An 18,594-nucleotide genomic window follows, 5' to 3' on the forward strand; every position below is an offset into this window, starting at 1 on the left:
GATCAGCTCCTCTTTGCTTGAACGCTAGCCGCCGCAGCCGGACGGGTCACGAGATAGATACCGAGTGCGACCGGGACAATGCCGAGCAGGTCCTGGAACGCGACGTGCTCGCCGAGTACGATCCACGCGAACAGCATGCCGAGCGGCGGCATCAGGAAGTGATAGGCACTCGCGGCGGTGGCGCCGCAAACCTTCAAAAGGTGAAACCACAGCACATAGGCCAGGATCGACCCGCCCAGCACCAGGAAGGCAAAGGCGCCGACAAGCCGCGCGCTCGGCACGATCTCATGGACGTCGGCGAAAGCGAGCGCAAACGGGGCGAGCACGATGCCGGCAGCGAGGTTCTGGATGCCATTGCCGATCCAAAGGCTTCCCTTCGGCGCGAACACCTTGAACAGGATGGTGCCGGCAACGATGGACGCGAGCGATGCCAACGTGAACAGGATGCCGTGCGGGCTGTCGGTGCCGATCGACATGCGATGCCAGACGATCAGCGCGACGCCGGCGATACCAAGCAGGAGGCCGGCGATCTTGCGCCATGTCAGCGCTTCGCCCAGGAACAGCGCCGCGAGCGCCGCCGTGAATACCGGATTGGCCGAGACGATCAGGCCCCCGAGCCCGGCCGAGATATATTTCAGCCCGGTATAGCCGAGGCCGAGATAAAGCGCGTTGTTGGCAATGCCGAGCACGGCAAACATGGCGGCCTCGCGCCAGCCAAGCTGCCACGCCTCGCCGCGCAGGGCAAAAAAGCCGAGGATCAGGATGCCCGCGAGCGAGAAGCGCGCGGTCAAGAGGATCAGCGGCGGGCAATCGGTGACGCCGATCTTGCCGGCGACGAAGGCGAAGCTCCACAGCAGGCAGAACAGGCCAATAGCTAGCGGAAGCGTGTTGAGGCGGCTTCGGGTGGCGGTGGTCTGGGCGGGAACGGACGGCGCGAGCATGGAAACTCTCCTTTCGCGCCATTCATCTAGGGCGTCCCTTGCCATTTGGAAATTAAATCATTAACTGGCGTTAAGTGGATTTCTTAATGGGGTCCGAAATGCTCGATCTCGAATTGCTGCGCAGTTTCGTGTCGGTGGTCGAAGCCGGCGGCTTCACCCGGGCCGGCGAGCGCGTTCACCGCACCCAGTCCACGGTCAGCCAGCAGATCAAGCGGCTGGAGGAGGACATTGGTCAGCCGCTGCTTCACCGCAACGGCAAGGACGTTACGCCGACGGAAGCCGGCGAGAAGCTGCTCTCCTATGCGCGGCGGCTGCTGTCGCTCGCCGAAGAGGCACGCGATGTCGTGGCGCGGCCAGCCGAGGAAGGCGCGATCAGACTCGGCATCCCCGAGGATTTTGCTGCCTATCGGCTGGCGAAATTGCTGGCGGCGTTTGCACGCAGCCACCCGACGCTGCGGCTCGACGTCCGTGCCGACCAGAGTATCTGTTTGAAGCGCGATCTCGACCGTGGCGAGCTTGACCTCGCACTGTTCAAGCGCGTCGCCGGCGAAAAGGGCGGCATCGCCGTGTGGCCGGAGCGCGTGCACTGGGTGACGAGCAAGCACCATCCCTGCGATATTGGCTCAGGCTCGGTGCCGCTGATCGGCTTTCCCGCCGGTTGCCTTTACCGGGCCCGCGCGATCCATGCGCTGGAAAGCGCCGGGCGCTCCTGGCACATGGCTTATACGTCCTCAAGTCTTGCCGGCATTCAAGCCGCCGTTGCCGCCGGCATGGGGCTGAGCATCATGTCGGAGATGGCGATCCAGACCGATCACCGTGTGCTCACGGGAAGGGAAGGCTTCAAGCCGATCGAGAAGACCGAGGTCGCGCTGATGGCCTCGCCCAACGCCAGCCCCGCCACGCTGCGGCTTGCGGACCGGCTGGCCGAATTCTGCGACGAGGTGCAGGCGAAAGCGGCGTAGCGTTCTCTTCTCCCTCTCGCCGCAAGCGGGGCGAGGCGGAGATTGCGGCACTGACCTTCCTCTCTCAGCAGCATCGCGTGGCGGCGATGCTGTGGACGCGACGGTCGCCGAGCAGGTGCGCCGTGAAGCTCGACACAAATATTTTTGCAAAAGCCTGATCGCGGATGCTCAAGCCGCCGGCATAGGCGCCGAAGGCCGGCATGACCGCACGCTCGCCATCCGAGGCGAAGCAGCGCCGCTCCATCGAGCGGCCGCGGGTTGAAACGCGGGCCTTGGGATGCAGATGACCGGCGATTTCACCGAAAGCGCCGGTCGGCTCATGGCGGAACGTGATCGGCCCGATTGCGATTTCGCTCGCGACCTCGCCGCCGAGTTCGGACGGGATGGCCGGATCGTGGTTGCCGGAAATCCAGATCCAGTCGCGTCCCGCCTGGAGCGCGCCGATCGAGTCACGGTCGCTGCCGGCAAGGCGCTGATGGGCGTTGCGATCATGAAAGCTGTCGCCGAGCGCGATCACCATCCGCGGATTGTGCCGCGCGATCACCGACGACAGCCGGCTGAGCGTCGCCGGGGTGTCGTAAGGCGGCAACAGTGTGCCGCGAGCGGCGAAGCTCGAGCCTTTTTCCAGATGCAGGTCGGAGACGACGAGCAGCCGCTGCTCCTCCCAGAACAGCGCGCCGGAGAGATCGGCGTGGAGCGTAGTTCCGGCGACTTTTAACGCTCGTTCCAAATTGACGGTGAGAACCAAGCGCTCCGTCATGGCCGGGCTCGTCCCGGCCATCCACGTCTTGGCCAGGGAAAGAGGGGCGTGGATGCCCGGGCCTTCGCCTCGCCGGAGGGGCTTTGGCCCCGCGAGCGGGACGAGCCCGGGCATGATGATATGGAGAGGACGGAGTCCGACAAGTTCCTTGATCCAAATTGGCAACAGATGTCAGTGAGACATCGCTTCCCTGATGAGATCGTCGGCGGCTTCCGCCAACAGCTCATCCGATGCCTCGCCATAAACTGACTCGCGGCCGATTTCCAGCAGCACGGGCACCGCGAGCGGCGAGACATGATCGAGTTCCCGGTGGGTGATGCGCCCATGGATGCGCGCGAGCATGTCGGACAGACGGCGCAGGTCGAGCAGGCCGGTCGCGGCATCGGCGCGGGCGGCGCGCAGCAGCACGTGGTCGGGCTGGTGCTTGCGCAGCACGTCATAGACGAGGTCGGTGGAGAACAGGACCTGCCGTTTCTTCTTCTCTTCGCCGGTATGCCGGCGCGCGATCAGGCCGGAAATGATGGCGCAATTGCGAAATGTGCGCTTCATCAACGCTGACTCGGCAAGCCACGCCTCAAGGTCATCGCCCAGCATGTCCGGATCGAACAGAGCGTCGAGATCGAGCATGCCCTGACGCACCATGAAGGAGAGATCGCCGAGGCCCCAGATCGCGACCGCATATTCATTGGCGACGAAGCCGAGCGGGCGGGCGCGGGCGCGCTCGAGCCGGCGCGTCAAGAGCATGCCGAGCGTCTGGTGCGCGAGCCGGCCTTCGAAGGGATAGCAGACGAGATAGTGCTTGTTCGCACGCGGGAATGTTTCGACCAGGAGCTCTCGCAACGCGGGCACGCGCGAAAATTCCCGCTGCAGGACGAGCCAGTCACGCACCTGCTCGGGTAAGGCGCTCCAGGCGCGCCCGTTATCCAGCAACTTGCGCACGCGTTCGGCAAGATAGGTCGAGAGTGGGAATTTGCCTCCCATGTAGGAAGGCACCTTGGCGTCCTTGTCATGGGCGCGCGACACATAGACCTGGTCCTCGGTCAAAGCCTCGTAGCGCACCACTTCACCCGCGAACACGAAGGTGTCGCCGACGACTAGACCGTCGATAAAATCTTCCTCGATTTCGCCGAGCATGCGCCCGCCGCGCGCGATCGCGCCGGTCAATCCCGAGCCCGTGCCGCGCGAGCGCACCAGGCGCACCTTCAGCATGGGGTCCTGGACGATGGTGCCGACGTTGAGACGATAGGCTTGCCGTACCGCCGGATTGGCGACGCGAAAGCGCCCTTGCTTGTCCTGCTTGATGCGGGCAAAGCGCTCATAGGTCTTGAGGGCGTAACCGCCGGTGGCGACGAAGTCGACGACGTCGTCGAAATCGGCGCGCGAGAGGCCTGTGTAAGGCGCCGCCATGCGCACCTCGTCATAGAGCTCATCGGAGAAGAACGGCTCGCCGCAGGCGCGGCCCAACACATGCTGTGCCAGCACGTCCAGCGCGCCGGTTCGCAAGGGCGGCGTATCCTGCGCATTCTCCGCGATCGCATCGATCGCCACGCTGCATTCCAACACCTCGAACCGGTTGGCCGGCACCAGCACCGCGCGGGAGGGCTCATCGAGACGGTGATTGGCGCGGCCGATCCGCTGCATCAGCCGGGAAGCCCCCTTGGGCGCGCCGATATTGATGACGAGATCGACATCGCCCCAGTCGACGCCGAGATCGAGCGAGGAGGTGCAGACCACGGCGCGCAATTTCCCCGCCGACATCGCATCCTCGACCTTGCGGCGCTGTGCGACATCGAGCGAGCCGTGATGCAGCGCGATCGCGAGCCCATCATCGTTCATGCGCCACAGCTCCTGGAACAGCATCTCGGCCTGGCTGCGCGTGTTGACGAAAATAAGCGTCGTGGTGTTGGCCTTGACCAGTTCGTAGACTTCGCCGAGCGCGTGGCGTGCGCTGTGGCCGGCCCAGGGCAGGCGTTCGTTTGTATCGAGCATCTCGACGACCGGGGGTGCCGCGCCACCAGCGACAACGATATCCGCCGCTGCGCTTGTGCCGTCGGGCTGCGGCACCAGAAAGCGCGCGAGCTCCTCAGGCTCTGCGACCGTCGCCGACAGGCCAATCGCGCGCACATCAGGCGCAAGCTGCCACAGCCGCGACAGGCCGAGCGACAACAGATCGCCGCGCTTGGAGGTGACGAGCGCGTGCAATTCGTCAAGCACGATGCGCTTGAGCGAGCCAAAGAGATAGGGCGCATCGTCGGAGGCCAGCAGCAGCGCCACCTGCTCGGGCGTGGTAAGCAGAATGTCCGGCGGATAGCGACGCTGACGCTGGCGCCGCGACACCGGGGTATCGCCGGTGCGGGTTTCCACTTTCACCGGCAGGCTCATCTCGGCGATCGGTGTTTCCAGGTTGCGCGCGATGTCGACCGCGAGCGCTTTCAGCGGCGAGATGTAGAGGGTGTGGAGACCGCCCGTGCGCTTCACGCCGCGGCCGGTGGAGACGAGGGTTGGGGCCGCACGCTCCGTAGCTCCCTCCCCGCTTGCGAGGAAGGGCTGAGGAGAGGGATGAGCCACAGGCTCCGGTGCTTGGGGCTCACCCCGCACCCGCTGCCCTCCAGGCGTCGACCTCTCCCGCAGGGGGAGAGGTGATCGAGCAGGCGGCACGTGTGCGCTCAATTCCACCAATGTCGGCAAAAATCCGGCCAGCGTCTTGCCGGCACCGGTCGGCGCGATCAAGAGGGCCGAGCGGTTCTCGCGCGCCTTTTCCAACAGCGCGAGCTGATGCGCGCGCGGCGACCAGCCGCGCGCCGCAAACCATTCTTGGAAACGGTCGGGCAATAGCGCGGCCGCTGGGTCAACGACGGCTGGTTGGACGCGGGGCGGCACGAGGGAGAACGTATGCAGTCCGCGCCGTTTCGTCGAGGGTGATGGCGCACTTGCGGCGAGAGGGAGGCCTCACTCCGTCGCCGACTTGCCCGAGAGATATACCCCTCCTTGCCGTTGAAGATCGAGATGGGTTCACATCTTCGCCGCAACCACGGCCAAGCCACGCACCGGCTTATTTTTCTCGGTGCGCGGACTCGCTTCTTCGAGATGGGCAACTTCGAGGCCCGCGGCCACGATCGCGGTCCGCACATAATCCGCGGCATGGGCATAACGCAGGCCCTCGCCAATCACGACGCCCTCGCCGCCATGGGTCTCGACGGTGAAGGCAAGCAGACCGCCCGAGGCCAGGACGCGCTGAATCTCGCTCAGCACCGGCGCGAGATCCGCCACATAAACAAAAGCGTCCGCAGCCAGCACGAGATCGGCGCTGGCGTCCGCCTTGCTGCGCAGGCCCGCGACCATGTCCTCGACCTCGAGCTGTTCGTAGAGGGCAGTGGCGCGGGCCTGCTCGATCATGCCGGGCGACAGATCGATGCCGATGAAATGGTCGACCTGCTCGGCAAAGGCCTCCGCAGCAAGGCCGGTGCCGCAGCCGAGATCGATGGCGTACTTGAAGAAGGCGGGTTTGCGCGCGGCCGCGCGCACCGCGACCACCGCCTTGAACAGGAGCTGCGGGGCGCGGTAGTTGAGATCGCCGAGCAGCGCCGCCTCGAAGCGCGCTGCATATTGATCGAACAGCGCCTGCACGTAGCCGCGCGGCATCGTCGATAGTTCTTCCGCGCCCAGCCGCATCAGCCGGACGGAGGCACCGTGACGGTCGTCCGGATCGGACTCGCGCACTTTGCGGAACGCCGTAATCGCTTTGTCATGCTCGCCAAGCTGCTGGCGGATTTCGCCCAGCGTGAACCAGGCAGTGGCGAAGTTCGGCGCGAGCTCGATTGCCTGTTCGAGCAGATCGGCAGCGGCCAGCAGATCGCCCTTCAATTGCAGGTCGCGCGCGAATTCGAAGCGGCGGTCGGCAATCAGATCGCCGGAGGACAGGAACAGGCGCAGGGGCATATCTCGGGAACCAAGCTCGTCATTGCCGGGCTTAATCCGGCAAATCCATCGATCAAAAGAGACTTTTCTAGAAAGATGGATGCGCGGGTCAAGCCCGCGCGTGACACCTGATAATAGGTCGCACCCGGGCCCATATGGAGAGCATGCGTCCGCATGACATCCTGCTGCCAACTCCCGCCGGCCTTTGCTGCAGGCCCGGAGGCTTTTACATCGATCCCGTGCGTCCCGTGGAGCGGGCCGTGGTCACCCACGGCCATTCAGACCACGCCCGCGCCGGCCATGGCGCGGTGCTGGCGACGCGGGAAACGCTCGACATGATGCGGCTGCGCTATGGCGATAATTTTGCTCGTTCGACACAGGCCATAGCCTATGGCGAAGAGATCACCCTCGGCGATGTAAGGATCAAATTCCATCCCGCCGGCCATGTGCTGGGCTCGGCGCAGATCGCCGTCTCCTGTGGGGAGCTCTGCATCGTCGCATCCGGCGATTACAAGGACGCCCGCGATCCGACCTGCGCGCCGTTCGAGCTGGTGCCTTGCGACGTCTTCATCACCGAAGCAACCTTCGGCCTGCCGGTGTTTCGTCATGGCGATGCGGCGGAAGAGGTGAAGAAGCTCCTGGCTTCGGTCGCGCTGTTTCCCGAGCGCGCCCATCTGGTCGGCGCCTATTCGCTCGGCAAGGCGCAGCGCGTGATCGCACTGTTGCGCGAGGCCGGTTACGACGCGCCGATCTATCTGCATGGCGCGATGGACAAGATCACGCGCTACTATGAAAGCCGGGGCGTGCGCCTCGGCGAGCTGCGCCCGGTGCGCGGCACGAAGAAGGCCGAGCTTGCCGGCACCATCACGCTGGCGCCGCCGACCGCGACCTCCGACATCTGGACGCGGCGCTTTCCCGATCCGGTCACCGCCTTTGCCTCCGGCTGGATGCGGGTGCGCGCCCGCGCACGCCAGCGCGGCGTCGAGCTGCCGCTGGTGATTTCCGATCACGCCGATTGGGACGGACTGACCGCGACCATTGCCGCGACCGGCGCCGGCGAGGTCTGGGTCACCCACGGCCAGGAAGACGCGCTGGTGCATTGGTGCAGGACGAAGGGACTCGCGGCTCGACCGCTCGATCTCGTCGGCTATGGCGATGAGGAAGAGAGCGAGACGTTGACCGAAGCCCAGGATGTCGAGGCATGAATCGCTTCGCCGAACTGCTCGACCGCCTCGCCTATGAGCCCGGGCGCAACAACAAGCTGCGGCTCATCACCGCCTATTTCCGCGAGGTCGGCGATCCCGATCGCGGCTATGCGCTGGCGGCGCTGACGGGCGCCCTGTCGTTCAAGCATGCCAAGCCCGGCCTGATCCGCGACCTGATCGCCGCGCGCACCGATCCCGCGCTGTTCGGCCTATCTTACGATTACGTCGGCGACCTCTCCGAGACGGTGGCGCTGATGTGGCCGAAATCGGCGCTCTTGTCCGCGAACGCCGGCCACAACAATCCGCCGCCGCCAACGCTCACCGACGTCGTCACCACCTTGCGTACGCTTGGCAAGCTGGAGCTACCGGCGCAGCTCGCGCGCTGGCTCGACGAGCTGGACGAGACCGGCCGCTGGGCCCTGTTGAAACTCGTCACCGGCGCGATGCGCATCGGCATCTCGGCGCGGCTTGCCAAGACCGCGGCCGCCAATCTTGGCCACAAGGATCCGCATGAGATCGAGCTGATCTGGCCGGGGCTGTCGCCGCCCTATCTCGACCTGTTCGCCTGGCTGGAGGATCGCGGCGAAAAGCCGGTCAACCGCGATCCCGCGCCGTTCCGCCCGGTAATGCTGGCGCATGCGATCGAGGATGAGGATTTCGCCGGCCTCGATCCCGCCGACTACATCGCGGAATGGAAATGGGATGGCATCCGCGTGCAGGCGGTCACCGGCCGCGACACGCACGGCCACTGCGTGGCGCGGCTCTATTCACGCACCGGCGAAGACATCACCAAGAGCTTTCCCGATCTGTTGCCCTCGCTGCATCTGCCGGGTGCCATCGACGGTGAGCTCCTGGTGATGCGCGATGGCCGCGTGCAGAGCTTCAATGTGCTGCAGCAGCGGCTCAACCGCAAAGTGGTCTCGCCCAAACTGACCAAGGATTATCCGATCCATCTGCGGGCCTACGATCTGCTCGGCGATGACGAGAACGATTTGCGCGAATTGCCGTTCGCCGAACGGCGCGAGCGGCTGGAGAGTTTCGTCCGGCGGCTGAACGATGCTCGCGTCGATTTGTCGCCGACCATCGCCTTCGATAGCTGGTACGCGCTTCGCCTCGCGCGCGCCCATCCCATGTCGGCCGGCGCGGGCGAGGACGCGGGCGCCGTCGAAGGCGTGATGCTCAAGCGGCGCGATGCACCCTATTTGCCCGGTCGCCCCAGGGGGCAATGGTGGAAATGGAAGCGCGACCCGCACATCATCGACGCCGTGCTGATGTATGCCCAGCGCGGCCACGGCAAGCGCTCCTCCTATTATTCGGACTACACCTTTGGTGTCTGGACCGCAGGCGAAAGCGGCGACGAGCTGGTGCCGGTCGGCAAGGCCTATTTCGGCTTCACTGACGAGGAGCTCTTGCAGATCGACCGCTTTGTCCGCCGCAACACCAAAGAAAAATTCGGCCCCGTGCGCCACGTCGTTCATGAACCCGACCAAGGCCTGGTGCTGGAAGTCGCCTTCGAGGGTCTGCAGCGGTCCTCGCGGCACAAATCGGGTGTTGCCATGCGGTTTCCCCGCATCAACCGCCTGCGCTGGGACAAGCCGCCGCGCGAGGCCGATCGGCTGGAAACGCTGGAGCGCATGCTCAAAGCCGACGAGACAAATAAAGTTTTGGTAACATCCGAAAACAGTTGACGAGGCTTTAAGGGTTCCCCATCTGCCTGTCGCCATAGTAAAATGCGCGGTGCGAATCCGCGGGAGATGAAGATGTCACACGACAGCAGGGAATTGCCGGCAGCCCCTGACGGCCTGAGCCGTTTTCTCGGCGGCTCGCCGCTCAACGTCGCGTTCCGGTTGATCCTGTTGTCGATCCTGGTCGGCGTGGTCCTGGCCGCGGTCGGCTTCGATCCCTGGAACATCATCGAGAGCATTCGCCTCCTGTTCCGGCGCCTGTGGGACCTCGGCTTTGATGCCGTCAATTGGCTGTGGCGCTATTTCCTGCTCGGCGCCGTGGTCGTGGTCCCGATCTGGCTGCTGTCGCGCATCTTCTCCTCACCGCCGCGCCGTCGCTACTAGGCGGACAAGCCCGTGCAACTGCAATTCATCGGCTCCGGCGACGCATTTGGCTCGGGCGGCCGCAACAACACCTGCTTTCATGTCACGGGCGAGGAAGTCAACTTCCTGATCGATTGCGGCGCCTCGTCGCTGCCGGCCCTAAAGCGCGCGGGCGTCGCGCGCCAGGCCATCGATCTGATCCTGATCACCCATTTTCACGGCGATCATTTTGCCGGGCTGCCGTTCTTCCTGCTCGATGCGCAGTTCTCGCGGCGGACGCGTCCACTTGTGATCGCGGGTCCGCAAGGCCTCGATATGCGCCTGATACAGGTGATGGAAGCGCTGTTCGAAAACTCCTCGAAGACAAAGCAGAAGTTCGAGCTTTCAATTGTCGCCTTGAGCCCGGACAAACGCGTGCCTTCGGCGGGGTCACCGTGACGCCATTTCCCGTGGTACACGGCGAATCCGGCGGGCCGTTTCTCGGCTACAGGATCGAGGCGGAGGGACGTGTGATCGCCTATAGCGCGGACACCGAATGGACTGACACGCTGATCCCGCTGGCGCGCGATGCCGACCTGTTCATCGCGGAAGCCTATACTTACGAGAAGGCCGTCAAGAACCATCTCAGCCTCAAGGCCCTGGAGGCGCATCTCCAAGAGATCAGGCCGAAGCGGCTGATCCTCACACACATGGGCGACGACACGCTCACCCGTCTCGATGCGCTCACTCACGCGGCCGCCCATGACGGCTTGACCGTCGAGCTGTAGAGGCGCGCGGGACGGTGGAACTGCGTCAGCTACATCTGTCGACCAAGGTCACCACCGCGCGGGTCTTTGCCATCGCGGGACCCTCGATGCTGGCCAATTTGACGACGCCGCTGATCGGCATCGTCTCGACCACCGCGATCGGCAGGCTTGGCGAGCCCGCACTGCTCGGCGGGGTGGCGATGGCCTCGGTCATCTTCGACTGCATGTTCTGGCTATTCGCATTCCTGCGCCTGTCTACCGTCGCCTTCACAGCGCAGTCGCTGGGGTCGGGCGAAATCGAGGAATTGCCGGCGCTGTTCGCGCGCGGTCTTGTTCTGGCGGGTTTGATCGGGTCGGCATTGATCGCGCTGCAGGTCCCGCTCGCGGCCCTGCTGCTGGATGCCATGGGCGGCAGCCCCGACGTGACGGATGCCGCAAGAACCTATTTCAGCGTTCGCATCTGGTCCTCGCCGCTGGCGCTCGGCAATTACGTCGTGCTCGGCTGGCTGGTCGGACAGGCCCGCGCCAGGCTGGCGCTGGTGGTGCAGATCGTGATCAACCTGGTCAACATGGCGGCGACGGCGATCTTGGTTCTCGGATTCAATTTCGGCATCGCGGGCGCTGCGCTGGCCGCGGTGATCGCGGAAGGCTCCGGCCTGCTGCTCGGGATTCTGGTTGCGCGGCGCCTGATGCGTGGGCGGCTCACCGTGCCGCGCAAGATGCTGTTCGATCGCGACAAGCTGATGCGTATGCTCGCCGTCAACCGCGACATCATGCTGCGCACTGCGTCGCTGATCACCGCCTTCCTGTTCTTCACCGCCCAAGGCGCCCGTGCCGGCGACGTCACGCTCGCGGCCAATTCGGTGTTGAACAATTTTCTCTTGATGAGCGCCTTCTTCCTCGACGGCCTTGCCAATGCCGCCGAACAACTCTGCGGACAGGCGTTTGGCGCGCGCGACAAGGGGGCCTTCTCCACCGCAACCCGGCTGGTGGTGTCGTGGGGATTTGCGTTTGCGCTGGTCGTGATGGTCGTATTCCTGCTGTTCGGCCCGGCGCTGATCGACATGATGAGCGCGAGCCCGGATGTCCGCAGCATGGCGCGCGACTATCTCGTCTTCGTCATCGCCTCGCCGCTGCTCGCCGTTCTCGCCTTCGCATTTGACGGAGTCTATATCGGCGCGACCTGGGCACGCGACATGCGCAATTTGATGCTGGCCTCGCTGGTGATCTTCCTTGGCACGTGGCTCGCACTGCGCGGTTACGGCAATGCCGGCCTATGGTGCGCGCTGCTCGCGTTTTACGCCGCACGCGGCGGCCTGGAAGCGCTGCGCTATCCGGCGCTGCTGAAAACGTCGTTCAAGACGTCGTAGGGTGGGCTGAGCGCAAGCGAAGCCCACCAAGCATTCCGCGCGCGTTGTTGATGGGTTTCGCTGCGCAAGAAGGGCTCGCCGCTTCACCTCGCTCCGCTCTTGTCCGCCGAAGCCTTGGCGAAGGCGGATGCGGAGAGAGGGAGAAAGCTACACCGGCCAGTCCTCGGCCGTGATGGTCGCGGCGTCGGCGCCGACGATTTCGGCGAGCGAGTCGCGCCCGGTGCGCAGCAGCGTCGCGGCGAGATCGTTCTTGATGTCGTCGATCAGGCCGAGGCCCTTGTAGATGAGTGAGGAATAAAGCTGGATGAGGCTGGCGCCGGCGCGGATCTTGGTCAGCGCGGCGCCGCCGGAATCGATGCCGCCCACCCCGATCAGCGGAAACGCGCCTTCCGCCCGCACATAGGTTTCCGCGACCATGCGCGTCGAAAGGCGGAACAGCGGCCGGCCGGACAAGCCGCCGATCTCCTCCCCGCGCGCCTTGTCGCGCAGGCTCTTCGGCCGCGCCACCGTGGTGTTGGCCACGATCATGCCGTCGACGCGGCGCGAGCGCGCGACCTGAACCACCTCGTCAAGCTGGGCGAGGCTCAAATCCGGCGCGATCTTCAAGAGCACCGGGGTGTCGCCTGCCTTCTGCCGCACGCGCTCGCGCGCGTCGATCACCCGGGCGAGCAGGTCGTCAAGGATCGCCGCCTGCTGCAGATTGCGCAGGCCCGGCGTGTTGGGCGAAGAGACGTTGACGGTGAAATAGCTTGCGACCGGCGCGAAGGTCTCGATCAGCCGCACATAATCGGCGACACGATCGGGTGAATCCTTGTTGGCCCCGACGTTGACCCCGACAATGCCTCCGTGATGGGCGCGCGAAGCAAGCCGGCGCAGCACCGCTGGCGCGCCGTCATTGTTGAAGCCCATGCGGTTGATCACCGCTTCGTCGCGATCGAGCCGAAACAGCCGCGGCCGCGGGTTGCCGTCCTGCGGCTTCGGCGTCACCGTGCCGACCTCGACGAAACCGAAACCAAGACGCAACAGCGCATCCGGCGCCTCGGCGTTCTTGTCGAAGCCCGCGGCCATCCCGATCGGATTGGGGAAATTGAGGCCGAAAGCGCGCACGGCGAGCTTCGGATCATCAGTGCGCGGCCGCGTCGGCGGCAGCAGTTTCAAGCCCTGGATCGCCAGGCGATGGGCATCTTCCGGATCGAACCAGCGCAGCAGCGGCAGTGAGAGGGCGTCGAAGGCGCGGATCACGGCTCGAGCCCCGGTATTGCGTGAGAGCCGTCCGGCCGCGCGGGCATCTCATGGACACCCCTGACCGCGCCGAGCCGGAGCTCGCCATAGAGATGCGGAAACAGCTCGTCATTGCGCGAACGCTCCCAGCGCAGCGCAGCACCCAGAGCATCGCCATCGACTTCGACCAGCAATAGGTCCTTCTGCCCGGCAAAGTGTTTTCGCGCGGTCTCGGCGACCTGGGCGGCGGTGGAGAAATGAATGAAGCCGTCACGCGCATCGTCGGCGCTTCCCCGGTACACGCCGCTTGCCTCGGCCTCGCGCCAGGCCGAAACGGAACAAATCTTATAAATCTTGACCACGAGCTCTGCCGGAGCCTCTTGCCTGAATCTGTTGGTGATTTTCGACCGTATCGACGGCCTCGGCACAACTCAAGGGGCGGCGTTCGCGACGCTCCCGCGAAACCGGAATGGCGGTGTCTGTGGAGGGAGTGACGGGTCTCGTCGGCCCCGCTTGCGCGCGGCGGCCGCACGCGCAAGTCAATCTGGCGAGTTTAATCTCGATGGATGGGGACCTGGAGGGTTGTGGACCGGCGCGCCAAGCGAGCGGGTCCACACATCAAAACACGAGCCCACTAAGACACGAGCCCAGCTTGAGAGGCAAAACGTCTATTGCGAGCCCTGATGGCGCCGCCGGTATTCAAGACGCATAGTCCGGCTCCTTGCGGTCCAGCATGCGCTTTAAGGCGTCGAAATGCCGCTGCGCCGGTCCTGGATTGTATCGCCTCTCGCCCGCAAAAGTCCGCCTGGTCTTCTCGATCACCTGCTCAGGAAGCTTTTTCAGCTTCTCGCCCGTCCACATCGCGTAGATCTGAACCTGCGCCGCGCGCTCGATGTAATAGAGCCGGTCATAGGCTTCGGCGACCGTCTCGCCGACGGTGGTGATGCCGTGATTGGCCATGAACAGCACGGTCTTGTCGCCGATCACTTTCGCCAGACGCTCGCCTTCTTCGGGCTCGAAGGCGGGGCCGGTATAGGCGTCGTCATACGCGATCTGACCCATCATCCCGACTTCGGTCTGCCCGATCTCCTTGATGCGCGGGTCCTCCAGCCGCGTCAGCGCGCTCGCAAAGGGCATGTGGGTGTGGAACACGGCCTTGGCCTGCGGCAGGGCCTTGTGGATCGGCGCATGAATGCAATAGCAGGAGCGCTCGACATCGCCCTCGCCGCGCTTGACCTGGCCGTCCCCGATGCCGACCTCCATAAAGGAGGACGCCGTGACCTCCGACCAGTGCATGCCGAACGGGATCTGATAATAGCGGTCGCTGCGGCCGGGCACGACCAGTGTGAGATGATTGAAGATCCCCTCACTGAAGCCGTGGACGAAGGCGAGCCGATGCGCCGCCGCCAGATCGACCCGCGCCTGCCACTCCTCGGCGCTGCAATCGGCAAGCGTCTGCGGCGAAACCCTGAACTGCATGGCGTCCTCTCCTGTTGATATGGCTGTCGCGTCCTTTGCCGGCTCAAATGAGCCCGTGGACGACTATCCCTGTCGCGATATTGTAGCTCAGTCCGAACAGCGGGCCGTTGAAATTGCCGCAGATCGCCCATCTCGCTTTGCAGTTTCAGTCTGCGGCGCGAGTTCGATTAATGTTCCAGCGAGGATGGTTTCATGCCGCCAAACGTTGCCAATATCGAGCGTAAGAGCATCGCCATCGTGGGCCTCGGCAGCATCGGTGGTGTCATCGCCGGCGTGCTCAGCGTGGTCGGTCGCTATGACATCATCGCCTGCGTCAGGCATCCGATCGAGCGCTTGACTGTCGAGCGACCAGAGGGCGGCATCGAGGTACCCATCTCCACCCTGACCGATCCGGCCCTGGCGAGACCGGTGGACTGGGTTCTCTTGTGCACCAAGACGCAGGACACGGCAGCGAGCGGCGCGTGGCTGACGCGGCTCTGCGGCGAGAGGACACGGGTTGCGGCGTTGCAGAACGGCATTGACCATGCCGAGCGTCTCGCGCCCTTTGTCGGCGATGCGACCGTCGTTCCGACCATCGTCCATTACAATGGCGAGCGGCTCGCGCCTGACCGTGTCCGCTACCGGCGGGGCGGCGATTACGATTTCGCGGTCAGCGACGATGCCGCCGGCCAATCCTTCGCAGCGCTCCTGGACGGTACGTCGATGCGAGTGCTCTGCAGCGGCGACTTCAAAACGCTGGCCTGGCGGAAGCTCCTGGTGAACGCGGTGGCCAACCCCGTCTCCGCGCTCGCCCTGCAGCGCAATGCGGTGTTTCGGCGCGAGGACGTGCAATCGCTGTGCCTGGCGCTGCTTGAAGAGGCCGCCGCCGTCGGACGGGCCGATGGCGCGCAACTCGCCGCCGACGAGCCGGCGCAATCGATCGCGCGCTTGCTCGCCATTCCGCCCGACGCCGGCTCCTCGATGTATTTCGATCGCGTCGCGGGACGACCGCTGGAGGTGGAAGCGCTCACGGGCGCCGTTGTCGCGCTCGGCGAGCGGCACGGCGTGCCGACGCCGCTATTGCGCATGCTGCTCACGCTGACGCGCGCGGCGAGCGAGGGAACGGGCGCGCGAAGCGCGGCCCGATGACAGGCTGCGCGAGCCTCGAAGGGCGACGGCCCCGCTGTCGGCACACGGGCCGTTCATCCTTCGAGGCTCGCTGCGCTCGCGCCTTAGGATGACGGTTAGAGATGCGTGCCTTGCGTCCGTCTGGACTGATGTCATTACGCCGATCTTGCCAGCGCCCCGTCGATCATGTTGACGGCGTTCTGAATCCCGTAGACCGCGACGAAGGAGCCGAAGCGCGGGCCCTTCTCCTGGCCGAGTAGCACCTGGTAGAGCATGTTGAACCAGTCGAGCGACACGCCGGGCCGGCCGTCCTTGCCCTTTTTCACGGGGTCGAGGAATGGCTCGCGGCGGCCGATTTCGTAGACGACGTTCTGGATGTCTTCCGCGGAGGAGTCGGCCGGCAGGTTCGAGAGCGCGTCGCGCAGGTCTTGCAATGCCGCGCGCTCGCTCTCGGTCGGCTCGCGGAACTTCTTCGCGGGTGCGACGAAGTCCCGATAGTAGTTGATGGCATAGCCCACCATGGCATCGAGCCTTGGATGCGTCTGCGGCGTCACGCCCGGGCGATAACGGCCGATGAAGCCCCACAGCGTTTCCGCATTCTCCGCATTAGAGGACGACACCAGCGTCAGCAGGAGCTGGAAGGTGACGGGCATATCCGCCTTGGGCGGATGACCGGCATGGATGTGCCAGACCGGATTGCCGAGCTGTTGCTTCACCTCCTGCTTGGGAAAGGCCTCCAGGAACTGGTAATACTCATCGACATTGCGCGGGATGACGTCGAAATAGAGCCGCTTCGCCGCCTTCGGCTCGCGATACATGAACAGCGACAAGGATTCCGGCGGCGCGTAGCGCAGCCATTCCTCGATCGTCAGGCCATTGCCCTTGGACTTCGAGATCTTCTGGCCCTTCTCGTCCAGGAATAGCTCGTAGTTGAACCCCTCCGGCGGCGTGCCGCCGAGCGCGCCGCAGATCTTGCCCGACAGCTTGACCGAGTCGATCAGGTCCTTGCCGGCCATTTCATAATCGACACCGAGCGCGTACCAGCGCATCGCCCAATCCGGCTTCCATTGCAGCTTGCAATGCCCGCCGGTCACCGGCAGCGTAACGCGCTCCTTGGTCTCCGGATCGTCGTAGGAGATAGTGCCTGCCCTGGCATCATGCGCGATGATGGGCACGTAGAGCACGGTGCCGGTGCGCGGGCAGATCGGCAGGAACGGCGAATAGCTCGCCGCGCGCTCCTCGCGCAATGACGGCAGCATGATCGCCATCACCTTCTCGATCCGTTCCAGCATGCGCAGCAGCGCCGCGTCGAAGCGGCCCGTGGTGTAATAATCGGTCGAGCTCGCGAACTCGTAGTCGAAGCCGAACTGATCGAGGAATGCGCGCAGCCGCGCATTGTTGTGCGCGCCGAAGCTGCCATGGGTGCCGAACGGATCGGGCACGCGCGTCAAGGGCTTGCCAAGGTTCTTCTCCAGCATCTCCTTGTTCGGCACATTGTCCGGCACCTTGCGCAGGCCGTCCATGTCATCGGAGAACGCGAGCAGGCGCGTCTTGATCTTGTCCTCGGTGAGCACGCGGAAGGCGTGGCGAACCATGGTGGTGCGCGCAACCTCGCCGAACGTCCCGATATGCGGCAGGCCGGAGGGACCATAGCCAGTCTCGAACAGCACCTCGTCCTTCGGCGTCTTTTTCAGCCGCGCGACAATCGCTTTCGCCTGTTCGAACGGCCAGGCGGTGGATTGTTCGGCAACCGCGCGCAGGTCACTCGCGCTGATTGGGGCGGCAAGATCGATCGTGGACATTTTGAGTACGGTTCTCCAAAGGCCGCGGAAATTAGCCGTTCCGCGCCAAAATGCAAAATGGCGGCTGCGAACCCGGAATATCGAGATTCCGGGTTCGCGTCTTCGACGCGTCCCGGAATGACAGAGAAACATCTAAAACGGGCTGATCGAAAAATAGCGCAGCCACAGGTCGGTGTAGCGGCCTTTCTCCCAGACCCGGAACAGCGCCCAGTTCAACGCCTGCCTGAGCAGATCGTTGCCCTTGCGCACGGCGATGCCGATGCCCTCGCCGAAATAGCGGCTTTCGACGAAGGGACCGCCCGAAAACGCGCAGCAATCGGCGGAATCGGTGCCGTTGATCCAGAAGGCGAGCGAGATGGCGTCGCCGAAGATGAAATCGACCTCGCCGCGCCGCAAGCTTGCGCGCAGCGCCTCGTCGTTCGGATAGGTGTGCAGTTCGGCGTCAGTGAACATGGCCTTCAGATAGGCTTCGTGCGCCGTGCCGGCGACGACGCCAACCTTCCGCCCCTCGAGATATTCGGGGCGGATTTCCGACAGCACCTGATCCTTGCGCGAGACGAAGCGCGCCGGCGCGCGGTAATAGGGATCGGTGAAGTCGACCCGGGCGCGGGTTTCCGGCGTGACTGCCATGGAGGCGATAATGGCGTCACCCCGGTTGCTGGCGAGCGCGTCAAGCAGGGTGTCGAACCGCCGCATCTGGATGGTGCAGGTGACCTTGATCTCCTCGCACAGCGAGCGGGCGAGATCGACATTGAAGCCGGCGGGGTTGCCGTCAGCCCCGGTGAAGTTGAACGGCGGATAGTCGGTTTCGGTCAGAAAGCGGATCACCGAGATGCGGGACAGGTCGGGCCGCTCCGGGCGACGCCGCGGGTCCCAGAAGCCGGGCACGGCCTGCGGCGCGGCCGCGGTTCCAGGCTTGGGCGCTGTCGTGGCCGGCGCCGGCTGGGCGGCATTGGCCACGCCCGACAGGAACAGCGCCAATACGGTCAGTGCCGCCCACCGGCTGAGCCGGCTGGCAGCTAATCCTCGAGGGGA

Annotated in this window: 15 protein-coding genes and 1 pseudogene; 7 read left to right on the forward strand and 9 right to left on the reverse strand. The window is 64.8% G+C overall.

Going from position 1 to position 18,594, the window contains the following annotated elements; translation table 11 throughout:
• Positions 1-2 precede the first annotated feature (2 nt).
• Positions 3-941 carry a DMT family transporter gene (locus F758_RS0123275; RefSeq protein ID WP_024510123.1) on the reverse strand — a complete coding sequence of 313 codons (939 nt, stop codon included), beginning with the start codon at positions 939-941 and terminating at the stop codon, positions 3-5.
• A 98-nt stretch (positions 942-1,039) separates the two neighbouring features.
• Between F758_RS0123275 and F758_RS0123280 the strand changes: the two genes are divergently transcribed.
• Positions 1,040-1,903 (forward strand): LysR family transcriptional regulator, encoded by an 864-nt coding sequence (locus tag F758_RS0123280; RefSeq protein ID WP_024510124.1) that lies wholly within the window; start codon positions 1,040-1,042, stop codon positions 1,901-1,903.
• Positions 1,904-1,967: 64 nt separating this feature from the next.
• On the opposite strand, the gene pdeM is transcribed toward F758_RS0123280, so the two are convergent.
• From pdeM to F758_RS0123295, 3 genes are all read right to left on the reverse strand, one after another.
• A complete protein-coding gene (gene pdeM, locus F758_RS0123285; protein ID WP_024510125.1) occupies positions 1,968-2,663 on the reverse strand; it encodes a ligase-associated DNA damage response endonuclease PdeM in 696 nt (231 codons plus the stop codon).
• A gap of 171 nt (positions 2,664-2,834) precedes the next feature.
• Entirely contained in the window at positions 2,835-5,495 is a 2,661-nt protein-coding gene (locus F758_RS0123290) for a ligase-associated DNA damage response DEXH box helicase (RefSeq protein WP_245286566.1), read from the reverse strand.
• Between the two features lie 180 nt (positions 5,496-5,675).
• On the reverse strand, positions 5,676-6,602 hold the full coding sequence (locus tag F758_RS0123295; RefSeq protein ID WP_024510127.1) for a class I SAM-dependent DNA methyltransferase: 927 nt from the start codon (positions 6,600-6,602) through the stop codon (positions 5,676-5,678).
• Positions 6,603-6,745: 143 nt separating this feature from the next.
• Here F758_RS0123295 and F758_RS0123300 point away from each other — a divergent pair, with 143 nt between their 5' ends.
• The 5 genes and pseudogenes from F758_RS0123300 to F758_RS0123320 all read left to right on the forward strand — a co-directional run bounded on the left by F758_RS0123300 (position 6,746) and on the right by F758_RS0123320 (position 11,950).
• Positions 6,746-7,786, forward strand: a complete 1,041-nt coding sequence (locus F758_RS0123300) for a ligase-associated DNA damage response exonuclease (RefSeq protein WP_035722853.1) — start codon at positions 6,746-6,748, stop codon at positions 7,784-7,786.
• The gene (locus F758_RS0123305; protein WP_024510129.1) at positions 7,783-9,474 is read left to right on the forward strand and encodes an ATP-dependent DNA ligase; all 1,692 of its coding nucleotides are present in this window, start codon (positions 7,783-7,785) and stop codon (positions 9,472-9,474) included. Before F758_RS0123300 ends, F758_RS0123305 begins: the two co-directional genes overlap by 4 nt.
• Positions 9,475-9,546: 72 nt before the next feature.
• A complete protein-coding gene (locus F758_RS0123310) occupies positions 9,547-9,855 on the forward strand; it encodes a DUF6460 domain-containing protein (RefSeq protein ID WP_024510130.1) in 309 nt (102 codons plus the stop codon).
• A 12-nt stretch (positions 9,856-9,867) separates the two neighbouring features.
• Positions 9,868-10,601 (forward strand): annotated as a pseudogene (locus tag F758_RS44410) (MBL fold metallo-hydrolase).
• Positions 10,602-10,687: 86 nt separating this feature from the next.
• A complete protein-coding gene (locus F758_RS0123320) occupies positions 10,688-11,950 on the forward strand; it encodes an MATE family efflux transporter (RefSeq protein ID WP_051387023.1) in 1,263 nt (420 codons plus the stop codon).
• A gap of 147 nt (positions 11,951-12,097) precedes the next feature.
• Here the strand turns inward: F758_RS0123320 and F758_RS0123325 are convergent, their stop codons facing one another.
• The 3 genes from F758_RS0123325 to F758_RS0123335 form a co-directional block, all read right to left on the reverse strand.
• Positions 12,098-13,192, reverse strand: coding sequence for a quinone-dependent dihydroorotate dehydrogenase (locus tag F758_RS0123325; protein ID WP_024510132.1), 1,095 nt, complete (start codon positions 13,190-13,192; stop codon positions 12,098-12,100).
• Positions 13,189-13,533, reverse strand: coding sequence for a DUF952 domain-containing protein (locus F758_RS0123330; RefSeq protein WP_024510133.1), 345 nt, complete (start codon positions 13,531-13,533; stop codon positions 13,189-13,191). Before F758_RS0123330 ends, F758_RS0123325 begins: the two co-directional genes overlap by 4 nt.
• Before the next feature lie 337 nt (positions 13,534-13,870).
• Complete coding sequence (locus F758_RS0123335) at positions 13,871-14,650, reverse strand: class II aldolase/adducin family protein (protein ID WP_024510134.1); 780 nt, start codon at positions 14,648-14,650, stop codon at positions 13,871-13,873.
• 192 nt (positions 14,651-14,842) lie between these two features.
• Here F758_RS0123335 and F758_RS0123340 point away from each other — a divergent pair, with 192 nt between their 5' ends.
• Positions 14,843-15,778 (forward strand): 2-dehydropantoate 2-reductase, encoded by a 936-nt coding sequence (locus F758_RS0123340; RefSeq protein WP_024510135.1) that lies wholly within the window; start codon positions 14,843-14,845, stop codon positions 15,776-15,778.
• Positions 15,779-15,912: 134 nt separating this feature from the next.
• Here the strand turns inward: F758_RS0123340 and F758_RS0123345 are convergent, their stop codons facing one another.
• Together F758_RS0123345 and F758_RS0123350 are read right to left on the reverse strand one after the other, a co-directional pair.
• The gene (locus tag F758_RS0123345; protein ID WP_024510136.1) at positions 15,913-17,559 is read right to left on the reverse strand and encodes a lysine--tRNA ligase; all 1,647 of its coding nucleotides are present in this window, start codon (positions 17,557-17,559) and stop codon (positions 15,913-15,915) included.
• A gap of 132 nt (positions 17,560-17,691) precedes the next feature.
• The gene (locus F758_RS0123350) at positions 17,692-18,549 is read right to left on the reverse strand and encodes an ABC transporter substrate-binding protein (RefSeq protein ID WP_502689171.1); all 858 of its coding nucleotides are present in this window, start codon (positions 18,547-18,549) and stop codon (positions 17,692-17,694) included.
• Positions 18,550-18,594 lie beyond the last annotated feature (45 nt).

Origin of the sequence: Bradyrhizobium sp. ARR65, assembly GCF_000472385.1 — a bacterium.
GTDB lineage: Bacteria > Pseudomonadota > Alphaproteobacteria > Rhizobiales > Xanthobacteraceae > Bradyrhizobium.